The organism is Marinobacter koreensis (assembly GCF_023156285.1).
Lineage (GTDB): Bacteria > Pseudomonadota > Gammaproteobacteria > Pseudomonadales > Oleiphilaceae > Marinobacter > Marinobacter koreensis.
This window is the reverse complement of record NZ_JAKZAJ010000001.1, coordinates 582,540-598,414: the sequence shown is the minus strand read 5'-3', so window position 1 is coordinate 598,414 and position 15,875 is coordinate 582,540. Positions and strand designations below refer to the sequence as shown.

The window sequence follows — 15,875 nt, the reverse complement described above, 5'->3', positions numbered from 1 at the left end:
GGACAATTACTCAAGAACTACGCGCGGATAAATTGGCGCCAACCGACGGTAGGCGGCCAGCAGGACCAATAACGTCAACCCAGAGCCGAGCATCACCCATCCCAGGGATGACCACACCGGCCATTGCTGGTCGAGCAGGACGACTCGATACTGCTCCAGCAGAGTTGCCATGGGGTTGAGGAAAAATACTGTTCGCCATCGATCGGGGACAATGTCAGTGTTGTAAAATACTGCACTCATAAACATCACAAACTGGAGACCCGTTGGAATCAAATTGGCAATATCGCGGGCGAACGGAATAATCATGGCGACAGCGGCAGACACAACCACCGTGAGAATCAGTTGCGTCACGATCACAGGAACCAGACCTACCCAGTGCCAACCCGGGTACAAACCGTACAGCATCAGAAATAGAAATAGCATTCCAAAGACGAGTAGCTGCTTCCCCGCCGTTTGGACAATCATCACGAGGGGGAAGAACATCGGCGAGATGCGAACCTGATGCATTAGCCCACTGCCGGCAATAATGGACCCGGAAGCAAGCTGTACCGTTTTGGCAAACCACTGGAACGGCACCAGGCCGGACAAAAGATACACCACAAAATTATCGCCCCCCCGGTTTAGCAGCAAACCAAAAACCACGTAGAACACCGCCATATAGAGCAACGGATCGATGATCCACCAGAGGTAGCGAAGATAATTCTGGTTGGCCTCACTCTTTAAATTCAGCCGAGCTTTCGTCCAGACCAATTCTATGAACTGCAGCATACCCCGGCGCTGAGGCGGGTTCACACGATGAGCCGTCGCTCGGCTATCGCCACCAAGCGTGCTCTCCAGCCAGGCATTACCGTATTCGCGCGCCAGTCGGAGCGTTTTGGCCAAACGCCGGTCGCCAAGGTTTTCCGCCGCTACAGCGGCACGCATATACCCGGCGGCGTGATTGGCAAAGCGCTCCCGCATCATGGACCAACGCGTCAGGGCTTCTGCCCAGCGTTCTTGCTGCATTGCGAGTTCGGCGTATTGCTGCCAGCCGCGAGGCCGGTCGGGAAAAAGCTCTCGCACACGCTGGTTTACCTTAGCCGCCTCATCGAAGCGGCCCAGCGTCGCCAGCACGTCTGTGAGCCTGGCATAACCGGCCATGTCATCTGGAAACGCGTCCACTACTGTCCTGAGCTTTTCCAACGCGAGATCGGCTTGCTGCTCAACTATATGCAGCTCGGCCCACTGAAGAAGCACATTAGGATTCCCGGGGAACGCCTGCTTCGCATGCTCAAGCAACGCTTCGCTCTGCGCATAATTTTTCAACTCACGCTCGGCAATAGCACCCTGCACCCATCCCGGCGCATGCTGAGGGTAAAGCTTTCTGACCAGCGCCCAGCGACTGGCTGCCTCATCCCAGGCCCGATCATTGGCGGCACTCACAGCCCATTGACTCAGGCTGCCTGCATCCGGCGTGGTTCGTTCGTTCAAATCGGCTTGCACGCCCACTCCAGCTGGTTCTCTACGATGCATTAGATAAGGTCTCACTCCGTCTCGCCATGTTAGCGCGTATTAGGATGTCAACAGCGAGTTCGCAGATAATTAGCGATCTGCTCCGAATCCCAATATTTCAGGTACGCCTTTTTCAACACTTCTAGCGAAATACACAGAGTACTCTGAAGCGAGCAACTATCATTCGTTTAAAGGCATGAGGTTCATGTTTCCAAACGCCCTGCAGTCTTTCGACAGGTTGGTGAGTGTACGTAAACTTTCCCCACACGCAAGGGGTTAATCTTTTTTTAACACAAAATCAATTACTTAAAACCGTTAAAAGTTGTAAAGTGATGAAATAAACTTCCTGGGATTCTATCTTAAGCGATGAAGAACTTTCTGACACTCAAACGACTTGAAAGCCTCCTGAATCTGCTTGAGAATGCTATAGAATTAGCCCCAGCCCAGACAGGATTCCCTAACCTTCATAATAAGCCGGTGGACCGTCGCCAGTGCATGATTTCCTATTAGCAATTCTTCATAAAGCCTTTCACCAGGACAAGTGTCGGCGACCTTTTGCAGTCTCGCCCAAGGCAGACCGAACCTAACTGCCTGCCACTTCCGAAATGTGAATAAAAATTGTCTTCGGTCGATTTGAAACTGGCGTGTATGGAAAACTTGATTGGTACCGGCGAGAATCCGCTGTTTTGCGTCAGTTGCAAAATATACTATGTCATAAACTCAGAAGTACCAACCGCCAGCTGCGACAAAGAACGGATTCAGGACATTTTCCTTGCCGTACTTCAGCGGCTCACCTTCCAGGGTCTCTATGCGCCCACCCGCGGCCAAAAGGACCGCATGGGCAGCCGCCGTATCCCACTCACAGGTCGGACCTAGGCGCGGGTATATGTCGGCGTGCCCCTCGGCGATCCGACAGAATTTGAGTGAGCTGCCCGCCTGAACCAACTCATGTTCGCCCAGAGTGTCTATGAACTGCCGCGTCTCCTCGTTCAGGTGGTTCTTACTGGCGACCACCCGCTTCGCATCCTTTGGCTCGGCGACCCGGATGCGATGAACCTTCCCAGTGCGGTCCCGTTTGTAGGCGCCCTCGCCCACGAGCCCCCAATACGCCTCCTTAAGCGCCGGAGCAGTGACAACGCCCATAACGGGCTCGCCATTTTCGATCAGGGCAATATTGACGGTGAATTCGCCCGTACGTTGGGTGAAATCCTTGGTGCCATCAATTGGATCAATGAGCCAGAACCGATGCCAATGTCTACGCTCTTCCCAGGGAATGCTCTTCCCTTCTTCGGACAGTATCGGAATATCCCGACTGATGTTACGCAAGCCCCGCACAATCTCTTCATGACTGGCGACATCGGCTGCCGTAATCGGGGATTTATCGTCCTTGTACTGGACCTTGAAGTCAGACTCATAGATGTGAAGGACTTTTTCACTGGCGGCATCCGCCACCTTGATAACATCCGGGAGGATGGAGCTGTAATGCATCGGTGGTGCTTCCTGCTTCTGAGTTTGAATCTATGGTATCAAAATTCACCACAGGTCCCGCAGTGATCTGAGAAGAAAATTACCGCTTAGATGTCCACCTCTTCGTAGAGCTCGGGCACCTCAGCCTGCCAACCGAAGGTCTCGTGGATACGTTTACGCATCGTGTCGCTGGCGACCATTTCGCCATGGGTCACATACACTTTTTCAGGCTTCAGACTACCCTGCTCCAGCCAGGCGAGTATCTCCCGATAGTCTCCGTGCGCGGAGAGCGAGTCCAGGTTGTGGATCTCTGCCTTTACAGGCCAGTACTCACCATGAATTTTCACCTTGTCTGCGCCGCTTACCAGAGCGTCGCCCCGCGTTCCGGGCGCCTGGAAGCCGGCGAATACGACGCTGTTCCTGGGATTGGGCAGAAGCGTTTTCAGGTGATGCAGCACTCGACCGCCGGACGCCATGCCACTGGCCGAAATGATGATGCAGGGATAACGAACCCCATCCAGTTCAATGGACTGATCGACGGTTCTGACGAATTCGGTTTTGTCGTCAATCAATTCGCACTGGAGGGTATTGAGCTTATGTTCTTTATGGTGCTTACAGAAAATTTCTGTGGCTTTGATGGCCATCGGACTGTTCAGGAACACTGGTAGTTTGGGAATGCGCCCCTCCCCCATCAGCTTATGCACCACGTACAGAAGCATCTGGGCTCGACCAACCGCAAATGCCGGCATCAGCACAATACCGCCACGACCAGCCGTTCGGGTAACAATATCTTCCAGTTCCTTTTCCGGATCCGAGTCCCGATGTTCCCTGTCGCCGTAGGTGGATTCACAAATCAGCACATCGGCTTTCTGGAGAGGCTCCGGCGGACGCATGATCAGGTCATGCTGACGCCCTACATCACCACTGAAGACAATCGTACGGGACGACTCACGATGAGTGACATGGACACAGGAGGAGCCGAGAATATGGCCGGCCGGCGTAAAACTCACTTCAAAGCCTTTAACCGGCTGAAAGGCCTCATGATAGTGGAGAGACTCAAAATGCTTCAGAGCTTCCCATGCGTCTTTCTCCGTAAACAATGGCTCCGGCTTTTCATGTTTGGAGAATTTTTTCCGGAACGCGTACTTGGCATCTTCCTCCTGCAGAAAGCCGGCATCGGGCAGAAGGACTTTGCACAACTCGTGGGTGGCCTTGGTGCAATAGATTTTGCCTTTGAATCCATTCTTGACCAAAGCCGGCAAATAACCGGAATGATCGATGTGTGCATGGGTCAGAACCACGGCATCAATGGTTGACGGATCGACCGGAAATTTTGCCCAGTTCCTGCGCCGAAGGGTTTTCACGCCCTGGTACATGCCGCAATCAATCAACAGGCGGTGTTTTTCGTCAGACAGCAGATAGCGGGAACCAGTGACCGTTCCGGTGCCACCGAGAAAGCGAAGTTTCATACCGAGTCCCTTTTTTGATACTGGTTCGGGGAAGCTTAACGCATAATCAGGGGGTGGGCGCCAGACCGGGGTCAAAATGAGAGGCGGCAACCTCTAAACCATTATACAGTTACTGAGTTTGTATCCGGAATCCCGCCCCTTGCACGACGACTTTAGCTTTGGCCTGGAACTAAAAATTACCGTTCCGGAAATGCTGGACTAGCATGGCGAGGAAAATTGCCATGAAACCAGAATCTCGGCAAAGGCCTATTTGAGCTGTTTTTTTGATATGTAATCCAGTCTCTCTCCATTGCCTTTTCATAGCCTAGAACGTCTAAAAACCAGGACCCAGAAAACACTAAAAAAGCAAGAACTAACAAAAGCCCATACCCTGGGAATCGAACGTCCAAACCATTTCTTTCTGATCGGTTTTCATTGGGTAGTGAAATAGCCCAAAACAACGAGAGAATCAGTAGGCCGATTAACATCGAGCCAGGCGCTAAAAACACAGCAGAAACACCAGCATGAAATAGAGCCGCCGAGACTGAAGCTAAAAAGGCAATCAACACACTGCCATCAGGATTTAAACCCGCTCGAGTCAGCGAGAATTTGGGCAGTAAATTGCGGAAAGCAAATGCACAGAGCACCCCCAATCCCATTATTGAGAGCCACCCATATTCCGCGGCCCACATCAGATACATGTTATGAGGGTGACCGAATTTTGGGGCTGCTTTATAGGTATCGGTGATCGTGTCATGCCACAACCAAGCTTGGGAACCCATCCCAAAGGGAAAGTTCTGCAGACTCATAGCCCAAGCTTCTTGCCATAATGGCCATCGCCCAGAGCTAGCACTCTTGATTCCACGAACCTGGATTTCATCAAAGACGATACTTGGAATCAGAACTGATAAAACAAGCCAGGCGAGCATTCCCCAGAACGCAAATCTCAAAAGGCTCTTTAACCAAGGTAGGGTGGCCTTTCCCATGAACAACCAAACAATAACACAAGAAAACACGATACCAAGAATAGAGCCTCTGGAAGATGACAGGAGCAAGATCCACCACCAAATCGCTGCGGTAGATTCAACTCCGATCCGCCACAATTTATTGCCTTTCAGCTTATCCACTGAAAGAAACAACGGAAACAGTGGCAAAAGCCATGTCGCAACGTGACTCCAATATCGAATATTTACAAAACCCCAAGGAATAACATCATCAATTTTCGCGAAATTATCAGTAATCGCAAAAAAGTATACAGTGATCGTCATTGCGCCATAAAAAAAACACGCAAAGAAAGCAATAATGAAAAAAACATCTAAGCAAAAAGAAATGGATCCAACAACTAAAATGGTTCTCCCGAACAACACAAAACAAAGAAAATACAGTACGTAAAGGCCTGACTCAATTAATGAAAATGGCGTCTCAGAAAAAAGAAATGCACCAATAAAAAACGCGGACATTAGAACATACAGAGGCATTAGATCTCTGAGAATATACGATACACCCGATTTATAGGTAAGGATAAGTAGGCATGCTGCGGGGAGGAAAACCAACAAGAAGCACAGCAACACCCTTTGATCCGCATATCCTCCAAAAACCGAAGGTATAAAATCAATGAATAGTACATAAAGAAAGACTAGCAACGAAACAACCAGAAAACCGAGCCCCACAAGCTTTCCGGCTAAGTCATCAAAATTCCTGTCAAAATTCATTAGTTTTGGCTTAGACATCATTATTTTTTTAGTCTTCAAACGGTTTTTTAGAGTAAACGTTTACTTTTTATCGCTAAAAGTTCAAAAACAAAATAGATGCCTTAGACAAATAGAAAAAACCTCCGCCGAGGCGGAGGTTTTTTTACAGCTAGCTAACTAGCTAAGCCATTTCAAATATCGAAGGGCTTAGCTTAGGATGCCGGACAACCTGCAGGAGCGTAGCTGTCTTTCCAACCATCGGTGCCATCAGTCTTGCCAGTAATAGCACATGACCAGTTTCCTGACGCTGTCCGAGTCAGAGTCACGACCGCACCAGCTACTGCAGCTGAAGAATCGCCGCCCATGAACGCCTCAATTGTCGGTGCAGCAGTATCACCGGCAGAGATCGTAACACCGTTGGTACCACTATTAGGATCGAGCAGATTGGATTTGTCAGCATCATAGCCCAATGCGATTTTAATAGGCGTCGTGGACAAATCGTCGCTATAACCTTCAACAATCGTCGCGCCCCGCATCAGCGCATCTTCAACGTTGGTTTTCAGACTGCTTACTTCGCCTACAACACGGCTAACCTGGGAGCGGGCAATATAGTCCTGATACTGAGGGATCGCGATGGCAGCCAGGATACCAATGATCGCCACAACGATCATCAGTTCGATCAGCGTAAAACCTTTCTGAGCGTGATTGATTTGCATGTTTTTCATTATCGACCTCGTTTGTCGTTGATCAACTCGTCATGGCCCGGGTCGAAGATTCCACCCCGACCGGTTTTGAGCCTGACGAGAGTAGAGCATTCTTCGTGCCAATTATGAGAGAACAAATTTCCGCCAGCAAATTCAGTAGCCTGGAGGCTTTCGTGAAATCCATCACACGATTGCACTCAAGGCGAATACCGCCAAACAGGGTCACCCTCTGACGTTTTTCGTCACCTTCATTTTCACGTCATGTAGCCTGAAAGCAGAAGTGGCCCATTGAATCAGATCAACAAAAAGCGTCATCGTCTTTCCAAAGCAACCCAGTCCATCTAAACTCTGATCAATTCACCCATTCCGGTTTCAGACACTTACAACGCATTTCTGACCTCATTTATGGCGACAAACAAATCCAACGTGACGCTCACAGGCCTGGCCCGCCGCTTTGTTGACGACGGCATCCTTGATGAAGATACGGCCAAGGACGCATTCATCCAGGCATCCCAGAATCGCATTCCACTGATTACCTACCTCACACAGAACAACCTGGCCGACAGCGGAAAGCTGGCATTTTCAGCGGCCATGGAATTCGGGATGTCAGTCCTGGACCTCGATGCCTTCCTCCCCGAGATGCTCCCGGAGAAGGCGGTCGATGAGAAGCTGATCCGGAAACACAACGCCTTGCCTCTTTATAAGCGAGGAAATCGACTCTTTATCGCCGTCTCCGACCCGACCAACATCCAGGCTCTGGATGAGATCAAGTTCAACACGGGGCTGAGTACCGATGCGATTCTCGTCGACGAAGCGAAACTCCGGGCAGCTATTGATCGATATCTTGAATCCCAGGACACCTCCATGGGAGATCTGGAGGACGCAGATCTCGAGGGCGTGGAAACAGAGGGGGGTGAACAGGAGGATGAAGGCACCGTTACCGCCAGCGAGGTTGATGACGCCCCTATCGTGAAATACGTCAACAAAATGCTGCTTGATGCAATTCGGGGCGGAGCCTCCGACATTCACTTCGAGCCGTACGAAAAGATCTACCGTGTTCGTTACCGGACTGACGGCATTCTGAAGGAAGTCTCACGACCCTCTATCAAACTGGCCCCCAAGATTTCAGCCCGCGTAAAAATTATGGCTCAGCTGGATATTTCCGAGCGGCGGGTTCCCCAGGACGGCCGGATTAAAATGAAGCTGTCCAAGACCAAGGCCATCGATTTCCGGGTCAACACCCTCCCGACGCTCTGGGGAGAAAAGATCGTTCTGCGGATTCTCGATCCGAGCCAGGCAAAGCTGGGTATCGATGTGCTTGGCTACGAACCGGATCAGAAGGAAATGTACCTGGCGGCACTGGAACAGCCCCAAGGCATGATTCTTGTGACCGGCCCCACAGGCTCGGGTAAGACCGTTTCCCTCTACACCGGATTGAACATTCTGAACACCAATGAACGCAATATCTCGACGGCGGAAGACCCGGCGGAGATCAACCTGGAGGGCATCAACCAGGTCAACGTAAATACGAAAGTCGGGCTCGGGTTCGCCGAAGCTCTTCGGGCGTTCCTGCGTCAGGATCCGGACGTCATCATGGTGGGTGAGATCCGGGATCTCGAAACGGCTAACATTGCCATCAAGGCAGCCCAGACCGGGCACTTGGTTCTGTCTACCCTCCACACAAACAGCGCTGCCGAAACCCTGACCCGGATGATGAACATGGGGGTACCGGCCTTCAACATCGCCACATCGGTCAGCCTGATCATTGCTCAGCGCCTCGGGCGCCGACTGTGCAACAGTTGCAAGGAAGCAGCAGACATTCCCCAGGACGTGCTTTTGAAGGAGGGGTTCACACAAGAACAAATTGATACAGGCTTCACGTTGTACCGCCCCACGGGCTGTGATAAATGCAATGGAGGATACAAAGGTCGCGTCGGTATTTATGAGGTGGTCAAGATAACCGATGAGCTGGCGAACATGATTATGGAAGAGGCCAGCTCCATCCAAATTGCAAAACAGGCTCAGGCAGAAGGCTTCCAGAACTTGCGCCAGTCCGCCCTCCTGAAAGTCATTCAGGGCGTGACAAGCCTTGAGGAAGCAAATCGCGTGACGAAGGATTAAGCATGGCAGAAAAAGCTCAGAAGTTAGACTCCTTCATCTGGGAAGGCAAAGACCGCAAGGGCAACAAGACCAAGGGAGAGCTGACAGGTGCCAATCTGGCACTGGTCAAGGCCCAGCTCCGTAAACAGGGCATTATTCCGGACAAGGTCAAGAAAAAGCCTAAGCCATTGTTTGGCGGTAGCAAAAAGATCACGCCATTTGATATTGCTATGCTCACTCGCCAGTTGGCGACAATGATGAAAGCAGGCGTCCCTCTTGTACAAAGTTTCGATATCGTCGCTGACGGTCTCGAAAACAAAGGGCTTCAGGAGCTCGTGACCAATATTCGCAACGACATTGCCTCAGGGACAAGTTTCGCAGGTGCGTTGCGCAAACACCCGAAGCACTTTGATGATCTCTACTGCAATTTGGTCGACTCCGGTGAAAAAGCTGGTGCCCTGGAACAAATGTTGGACCGAATTGCCACTTACCTTGAGAAAACCGAAATTCTCAAGAAAAAGGTCAAGAAGGCAATGACCTACCCTGTGGCAGTAATTGTTGTGGCAATCATCGTGACCGCCATTCTTTTGGTCAAGGTAGTTCCACAATTTGAGAGCCTTTTTAAAGGATTTGGTGCGGATCTACCGGTATTTACCCAGATGGTCGTGCGTCTTTCCGAATGGCTACAAAGCTGGTGGTTTGTCGTGCTTTTAAGCATTGTTGGTGTAATCTTCGTATTCAAGGAAATGCGCCGACGGTCCCAAAAATTTTCAGATTTGGTTGACAAATACATCCTCAAGATGCCTGTTGTCGGCGAGATTTTGGATAAGTCAGCTGTAGCAAAATTTGGACGAGTACTATCCACAACATTTGCCGCAGGGGTCCCGTTGGTCGATGCTCTCGATTCCGTCGCAGGTGCGACAGGAAATGCGGTGTATCGAGAAGCGATTAATCGAATCAAAAGCGACGTATCCAGCGGTACTCAACTTCAGGCGTCTATGCGTCAACAAGACATTTTCCCCGTCATGGCCGTTCAGCTAACAGCCATCGGCGAAGAATCGGGTAATCTCGACGAAATGCTGGCAAAGGTAGCGGAGCACTACGAGGCCGTCGTCGACGACATGGTCGATAACCTCACGGCCCTTATGGAACCGATGATCATGGCGGTTCTGGGTGTCCTGGTTGGCGGTCTCATCATCGCCATGTACCTGCCAATCTTCCAGATGGGACAGGTTGTGGGTTGATGGCACTACTGGATGTATTTTTCGCCACACCCTGGCTGCTGTACCTGACTATCACACTGGTTTCACTCTGCATAGGCAGCTTCCTGAATGTCGTCATTCTGAGGCTGCCGAAGATGATGCATCAGGAGTGGCGATGCCAGTGTGAAGAGTTCCTGGAGGTTCCGGAAAAGGACCGCAAGACTGAGGCGCCGGTAACGCTGTCAAAGCCGGCTTCAACTTGCCCTTCCTGTGGTCATCGGATCCGGGCCTGGGAAAACATTCCTGTTGTCAGCTATCTGGTGCTTCGTGGTAAGTGTGCCTCGTGCAAAACCGGGATTTCCCCACGCTACCCGCTCATTGAGGCACTGACCGCCATTTTCTCCGTGGTTACGGTTGCGGTTCTCGGGGCGAACACCACCGCCCTCTGGGCCCTGGTACTCGTCTGGTGTCTGATCGCCCTGACAGTGATCGATTTCGACACCCAGCTGCTGCCGGACAACATCACCCTGCCCCTGCTTTGGCTGGGCCTGATCCTCAACTATTTCGGCGGCCTGACCGAGTTTACCAACGCCTTCTGGGGTGCGGTTGCCGGTTATCTGTCGCTCTGGTCCGTGTACTGGCTGTTCAAGCTGGTGACCGGAAAGGAAGGCATGGGCCACGGAGACTTCAAATTGCTGGCCGCGCTCGGTGCCTGGCTCGGATGGCAATTGCTGCCCGCGGTTATCCTGATGTCGTCGGTCGTCGGCGCCGTGGTTGGTATTGCCCTGATGGTTTTCCGCAAGCATGGTCGCGAGGTTCCGATTCCGTTCGGGCCATACCTGGCTGCCGCGGGTCTGTTGTGCCTGTGGTTCGGCCCCCAGATCAAGACCTTCTGGTTTGCCTTCCTCGGAGTCTGATTGATGGTTGTCGTTGGTCTGACGGGAGGCATCGGATCCGGAAAATCCACGGTGGCGAGGCTGTTTGGCAGCCTCGGGGTCCACTGGGTGGATGCGGATGATGTTGCCCGAGAGGTGGTGGAGCCGGGAACCCCGGCACTGGCCAGCATCGCAGAGCATTTCGGTACCGGGATTCTCCTGCCTGAGGGCAGCCTGGATCGCGCTGGGCTCCGGCAGATTGTGTTCAATGATCCATCAGAACGTGCCTGGCTGGAGTCGCTGCTGCATCCCATCATCCGGGACGAGTTGATACGCCAGCTACGACCGGCCGATTATGAGCTGCCCTATACACTCCTGGTTTCACCGTTGTTGCTGGAGACCGACCAGCACAATCTGGTTAACCGTATTGTCGTGGTCGACGTGCCGGTGTCCGTTCAGATCGAGCGCACCATGGCTCGGGATGCTAATGCGCGGGATCAGGTGGAACGGATCGTTGCCGCCCAGATTTCCCGGGAGAAACGTCTTGAGCGGGCCGACGATGTCATCGACAATGATCGTCCGATGAACGAAGTGGAGCGCCAGGTTCTTGATCTGCACAACCGTTTCCTGGTGGATTTTGACTGAAAAATTTCGGCCGCTGGCCCCCGCCGGCTTTGCATGTTTTCTGTCACTGATGACCCTGCCGGCGTTTGCTGCCGAACCGGTGTTCGACATCCGGGAACAGCCGATTTCCGAGCGTCTCTCACCTGAGAACGCCCCGCTCATCGACTACACCTTCACGCCGGATGAATACTGGGCGGAACCGCGGGATACCTACTGGACCAGCTTTACCGACTGGGTTATCCGCCAGGAACGTATCCAGGGCCCCCGCATACAGAGGCTCGGCGCCTGGGCTGATCGGACACTGTCCGGTTCCACCCAGTCCCTGCCGAACAACGAAAGCTACCTTCGTCTCGGCTTTGCCACCAAGTCGGAATACAGCAACCCCGCACAGTTTGAACCGGAAGCCCGTTTTCGCCTGGACATCCCAACCACCCGCCGCAAACTCCGGCTCGTCATTGAGAGCGAGAGCGAGGAGCAGATCCCCCTGGAGGAGCGCCAGCGGGATCGACAACTGACGGAACCTGACCGCACCAGCACCCAGGCCACAGGCGCACTGCGGTATCTGACCCTGGTGGGTGATGCCATCAACTTTTCCACGGACATTGGCGGTCGTTTACGGTTGCCCCCGGACGCTTTCTGGCGCATGACCGCCCGCAAATCCTGGCAGCCCGGCCCGATCTGGACCTTTGGCACTCGCCAACGGGTCTACTATTACCATCAAAGCGGATGGGGTGCCCGGACCTGGTTCGGCGCAAGCCGGTACCTGAGCGATGGCTGGGACTTCTCCTCGTCGTCGGAGCTGGAATGGGTGCACAGTGACCGGAAATTCAAGGCAGCCCAGATCCTCGCGATCCGTAAGCAGTTGAATAGCCGCTCCCGGTTGATTCCCCGGATCGGGGTGTTGGGTGAAAGTCAGCCTTCCTGGCGGACGACGTCCGTTTTCGCAGACTTGACCTGGCGCTATCGGGTGTACAGCGACTGGCTTTACGCCGAACTTATTCCCGGGCTGGAATTTCCGCGGGATGAAAACTTTACCGACCAGGCATCGCTTCTTTTCAGGATCGAAATGTATTTCTCCGGCACCATCGGACAACGCTGACCATGCCCAGACACCTAGCCAGACCTTCAGACGAAGCCCTCTCCTTAACGCCGGTGGCCATCACTCACTCATGCTTCAAGGATAAGTTCGGCGTACCCCGCCAGCCAGGCCTGACGAAGCATGCGCACGCAGAACTGGTCATCCAGGCGCCCTTTGATCGGGAAGACGCGTTTCGAGGACTGGAAACCGCCAGCCATCTCTGGCTGATTTTCCAGTTTCACGAGGCTGTGCGCGCGGAGTGGCGACCGGTTGTGCGTCCGCCTCGCCTGGGTGGAAACCGGAAGATGGGCGTGTTTGCCAGTCGCTCTCCCTTCCGGCCAAACAGCCTTGGCCTGTCGGTCGTCCGGAATGAGGGTCTGATTAGAAAAGAGGGCAAGCTGGTCCTCAAGATCAGTGACCACGATCTGATCGAAGGTACACCGATTCTCGATATCAAACCCTACCTTCCGTTCGCCGATGCCCTGCCCGAAGCCAGTCTCGGCTGGGCTGGCGCGCCCCCGACCGAGCGGTTGCCGGTGCGATTTCTGGAGGAAGCAGAAGTTCAGCTTGCCGGGCTCTCCGGAGATGCCTATCCGGATCTCAGAGCCTTGATAGAAGATGTGGTGGGCTACGATCCCAGGCCTTCTTTTCGCCGTGGCCGGGACGAGGAGCGTATTTACGGCGCTCATCTTTACGACCTCAATGTCCGATTCCGCTTCGTGACGGAGGAAAGCGATAAACGTGTCGAAGTCCTGACGGTCTGTTAAACTCGGTTGGTGATTTTGTAGTCGACACAGGGAAGTTGCGTCTTGCCTTCAAACCGGTTTCTAAAGCGATGGGGCGTCCGACCGCTGGCCGCCAGATTGCTCGTCTACGTACTGCTTTTCAGCCTTGTCCTGTCCCTGGCAGCGACGGGTGTCCAGATGATTGGCGAGTTTGACCGACGCAAGAACGATCTGATGAACACCCAGACCAAGGCGGCTGAACTGGTATCGGGCGGCATGAGCAACAACCTCTGGCTGATGAATTTCAGTGAGGTGGCCAACAGCCTTGATGACATGAAGGCCGTCCCTGCCATCCAGTACGCCCAGGTGGCTACAACGACCGGCGAGGAATTTTCCACCGGCACCTACCCCAGTGGGCGGGTCATCTCCCAGACCTTTCCCCTGATTTTCGATCGCTCCAGCTTCCAGGAGCCCCAACGGGTCGGCACGCTTACCCTGGTCTCTTCCGTCGAGCAGATCCACAAAGACCTCCGTGGCACCGCGCTTCTGACACTGCTATTCGTGTCTCTGGTCGTGATGCTGGGAACCCTGGGACTGCTGCTCATCGTACGTTTTACCCTGTCACGGCACCTCGAGGCCATGGCGGACTACGCGGCGAAGCTGAATCTGGACGCCCTGGTCGAGCCCCTTCGCCTGAGGCGTAAAGCGCCCCGCGCGCCGGACGAGCTGTCGGAACTGGAACAGGCGCTGAACAAGATGCGCCTGCAGATTCTGGAGGACACCCGCTCCCTCCGGCAGACGACGCTGCAATCCCAGGGAGAGCGGGACGAGGCCGTACGCGCCAATCACGCCAAGAATCAGTTTCTGGCGAACGTAAGCCACGAACTGCGTATTCCTCTGCAATCGGTCCTGGGCTACGCCAACCTGCTCACCGACACCCCGCTTGACCAGGAACAGCGGGACTATGTGAACACACTGTTGAACGCATCGGAATCACTCTCCGCCATCATCAACGACCTGCTGGACATTTCCAGCATGGAAGCCGGCAAACTGGTTCTGGACCAGATTCCGTTTGACCTGCGGGAAACCCTGAACGACCTGGTGCACATGCTGGGCAGCCGGGCCCGGGAGAAGGGGCTGGCACTGGAGTTACGAATCGACGAAAACCTCCCCTGGGCACTGCAGGGCGATCCGGTTCGCATTCGGCAGATTCTGCTGAACCTCGTCTCCAACGCGATCAAATTCACTGACTCGGGCCACGTACTGATCAGCATCGAGGTACTCGGGCGCCGGGACGAAAAGGCCAGGCTCCGGCTTTCGGTGGAAGACACCGGGGTAGGTATCAATCCGGAGGACATTCCGCTGGTCTATGAGCCCTATGTACAGCTTGGCCAGCAGTTCCAGCGGCAACTGCCGGGGGCGGGACTGGGTTTGACCATCTGTCGCCAGCTGGTGCAGCTGATGGACGGCTCACTGGATCTGGAAAGCCGCCCGGGCGAGGGATCCACCTTCTGGGTAGAGTTAACCCTGCCAATTGCGCCCGAAAGTTCGGCACGGGTTCGGCCGGACACCCGCATGGTCCGTGACCGCCGGATTCTGGTGGTGGATTCCTACGAACTCTCCCGGAAAATCACACTGGAAATGCTGTCGCGCTATAACGTTCACATTGAAGCGGTCAAATCCGCCGGGGAAGCGCTGACCTCAATACGGCAGGCGTTTGACAGCAGGGAACCGTTCGATGCCATCGTCCTTGATGGCTTTGTGCCGGACATGGACAGCGACCTGCTCTGTCGCCAGATCCGGGGCAACCCTCAGTGGAGTAATATGCGCCTTCTGATCCTCTCGTCCAACCCGCAGCGGGGCGATGCCGAGCACTTCCGCCAGGCAGGTGCCGATGCGTTTCTAAGCAAGTCACTGCGCGAATCCTGCCTGATGCCGATTCTGAACCAGCTGTTCTCGGACGCCCATAATAACGAACGCCGGTTCCTGACCCGCTTCTCCCTGCAGGCGGTCACCGATACCACCGAGCGACGTGAATTGCCCTGTGGCCGCATGAAGGTGCTTCTGGTGGAAGACAATCCGGTCAACCGGACGCTGACCCGGCGGCTTCTGGAAAAGCTCGGGTGCGATGTCATGACCGCCAACGATGGCGAGGCCGCGGCCGCACTCTGGCAATGGCATCCGTTTGATCTGATCTTCATGGATTGCGTGATGCCGAAAGTCGACGGTTTTGAGGCAACCCGAAGACTCCGTGAGTGGGAAGCCAGCCACCACACCCGCCATGTCCCGGTGGTGGCCCTGACCGCGAGCGCCATGGAAGAGGACGAGGAAAGATGCCGCCGTGCAGGCATGGATTCCTTCGTTGCGAAGCCTGTCAATATTGAAATGTTGCGGGCAGTACTGGAACAATACTGCCCCGCATCGGCAGCATCGTGAATCCAGTCGCTGTCTGCCGGCTTCGAGTCATCAA

At 53.9% G+C, this 15,875-nt stretch carries 12 protein-coding genes; 7 read left to right on the top strand and 5 right to left on the bottom strand.

Annotated elements, in window-relative coordinates:
• Positions 1 to 6 precede the first annotated feature (6 nt).
• The 5 genes from MLD04_RS02850 to MLD04_RS02830 all read right to left on the bottom strand — a co-directional run bounded on the left by MLD04_RS02850 (position 7) and on the right by MLD04_RS02830 (position 6,822).
• On the bottom strand, positions 7 to 1,482 hold the full coding sequence (locus tag MLD04_RS02850) for an ABC transporter permease (protein ID WP_248154578.1): 1,476 nt from the start codon (positions 1,480 to 1,482) through the stop codon (positions 7 to 9).
• Between the two features lie 729 nt (positions 1,483 to 2,211).
• Entirely contained in the window at positions 2,212 to 2,979 is a 768-nt protein-coding gene (cysQ, locus tag MLD04_RS02845) for a 3'(2'),5'-bisphosphate nucleotidase CysQ (RefSeq protein ID WP_248154576.1), read from the bottom strand.
• A gap of 86 nt (positions 2,980 to 3,065) precedes the next feature.
• Positions 3,066 to 4,427, bottom strand: a complete 1,362-nt coding sequence (locus MLD04_RS02840; protein WP_248154574.1) for an MBL fold metallo-hydrolase RNA specificity domain-containing protein — start codon at positions 4,425 to 4,427, stop codon at positions 3,066 to 3,068.
• A 176-nt stretch (positions 4,428 to 4,603) separates the two neighbouring features.
• Positions 4,604 to 6,139, bottom strand: a complete 1,536-nt coding sequence (locus MLD04_RS02835; RefSeq protein ID WP_248154572.1) for an O-antigen ligase family protein — start codon at positions 6,137 to 6,139, stop codon at positions 4,604 to 4,606.
• Positions 6,140 to 6,309: 170 nt separating this feature from the next.
• Positions 6,310 to 6,822: a pilin gene (locus MLD04_RS02830; RefSeq protein ID WP_282451707.1), complete on the bottom strand. Its 513-nt coding sequence runs from the start codon at positions 6,820 to 6,822 to the stop codon at positions 6,310 to 6,312.
• 384 nt (positions 6,823 to 7,206) lie between these two features.
• Here MLD04_RS02830 and pilB point away from each other — a divergent pair, with 384 nt between their 5' ends.
• Genes pilB through MLD04_RS02795 form a run of 7 tightly spaced genes read left to right on the top strand, consistent with a single transcriptional unit; the run spans position 7,207 to position 15,841 of the window.
• The gene (pilB, locus tag MLD04_RS02825) at positions 7,207 to 8,922 is read left to right on the top strand and encodes a type IV-A pilus assembly ATPase PilB (RefSeq protein ID WP_248154570.1); all 1,716 of its coding nucleotides are present in this window, start codon (positions 7,207 to 7,209) and stop codon (positions 8,920 to 8,922) included.
• A gap of 2 nt (positions 8,923 to 8,924) precedes the next feature.
• Positions 8,925 to 10,145, top strand: coding sequence for a type II secretion system F family protein (locus MLD04_RS02820; RefSeq protein WP_248154568.1), 1,221 nt, complete (start codon positions 8,925 to 8,927; stop codon positions 10,143 to 10,145).
• A complete protein-coding gene (locus tag MLD04_RS02815) occupies positions 10,145 to 11,020 on the top strand; it encodes a prepilin peptidase (protein ID WP_248154566.1) in 876 nt (291 codons plus the stop codon). The genes MLD04_RS02820 and MLD04_RS02815 overlap by 1 nt, the downstream gene beginning before the upstream one ends.
• Before the next feature lie 3 nt (positions 11,021 to 11,023).
• Positions 11,024 to 11,623, top strand: a complete 600-nt coding sequence (gene coaE / locus MLD04_RS02810) for a dephospho-CoA kinase (RefSeq protein WP_248155385.1) — start codon at positions 11,024 to 11,026, stop codon at positions 11,621 to 11,623.
• Positions 11,616 to 12,701: a hypothetical protein gene (locus MLD04_RS02805; protein WP_248154564.1), complete on the top strand. Its 1,086-nt coding sequence runs from the start codon at positions 11,616 to 11,618 to the stop codon at positions 12,699 to 12,701. Before coaE ends, MLD04_RS02805 begins: the two co-directional genes overlap by 8 nt.
• Before the next feature lie 2 nt (positions 12,702 to 12,703).
• On the top strand, positions 12,704 to 13,447 hold the full coding sequence (tsaA, locus tag MLD04_RS02800; protein WP_248154562.1) for a tRNA (N6-threonylcarbamoyladenosine(37)-N6)-methyltransferase TrmO: 744 nt from the start codon (positions 12,704 to 12,706) through the stop codon (positions 13,445 to 13,447).
• A 42-nt stretch (positions 13,448 to 13,489) separates the two neighbouring features.
• Positions 13,490 to 15,841 (top strand): response regulator, encoded by a 2,352-nt coding sequence (locus tag MLD04_RS02795; RefSeq protein WP_248154560.1) that lies wholly within the window; start codon positions 13,490 to 13,492, stop codon positions 15,839 to 15,841.
• Positions 15,842 to 15,875: the final 34 nt, after the last annotated feature.

Excerpts from the sequence above, each read along its gene's own strand:
- cysQ (WP_248154576.1), bottom strand. The coding sequence starts at position 2,979 with ATGCATTACAGCTCCATCCTCCCGGATGTTATCAAGGTGGCGGATGCC.
- MLD04_RS02840 (WP_248154574.1), bottom strand. The coding sequence starts at position 4,427 with ATGAAACTTCGCTTTCTCGGTGGCACCGGAACGGTCACTGGTTCCCGC.
- MLD04_RS02835 (WP_248154572.1), bottom strand. The coding sequence starts at position 6,139 with ATGATGTCTAAGCCAAAACTAATGAATTTTGACAGGAATTTTGATGAC.
- MLD04_RS02830 (WP_282451707.1), bottom strand. The coding sequence starts at position 6,822 with ATGAAAAACATGCAAATCAATCACGCTCAGAAAGGTTTTACGCTGATC.
- pilB (WP_248154570.1), top strand. The coding sequence starts at position 7,207 with ATGGCGACAAACAAATCCAACGTGACGCTCACAGGCCTGGCCCGCCGC.
- MLD04_RS02820 (WP_248154568.1), top strand. The coding sequence starts at position 8,925 with ATGGCAGAAAAAGCTCAGAAGTTAGACTCCTTCATCTGGGAAGGCAAA.
- MLD04_RS02815 (WP_248154566.1), top strand. The coding sequence starts at position 10,145 with ATGGCACTACTGGATGTATTTTTCGCCACACCCTGGCTGCTGTACCTG.
- coaE (WP_248155385.1), top strand. The coding sequence starts at position 11,024 with ATGGTTGTCGTTGGTCTGACGGGAGGCATCGGATCCGGAAAATCCACG.
- tsaA (WP_248154562.1), top strand. The coding sequence starts at position 12,704 with ATGCCCAGACACCTAGCCAGACCTTCAGACGAAGCCCTCTCCTTAACG.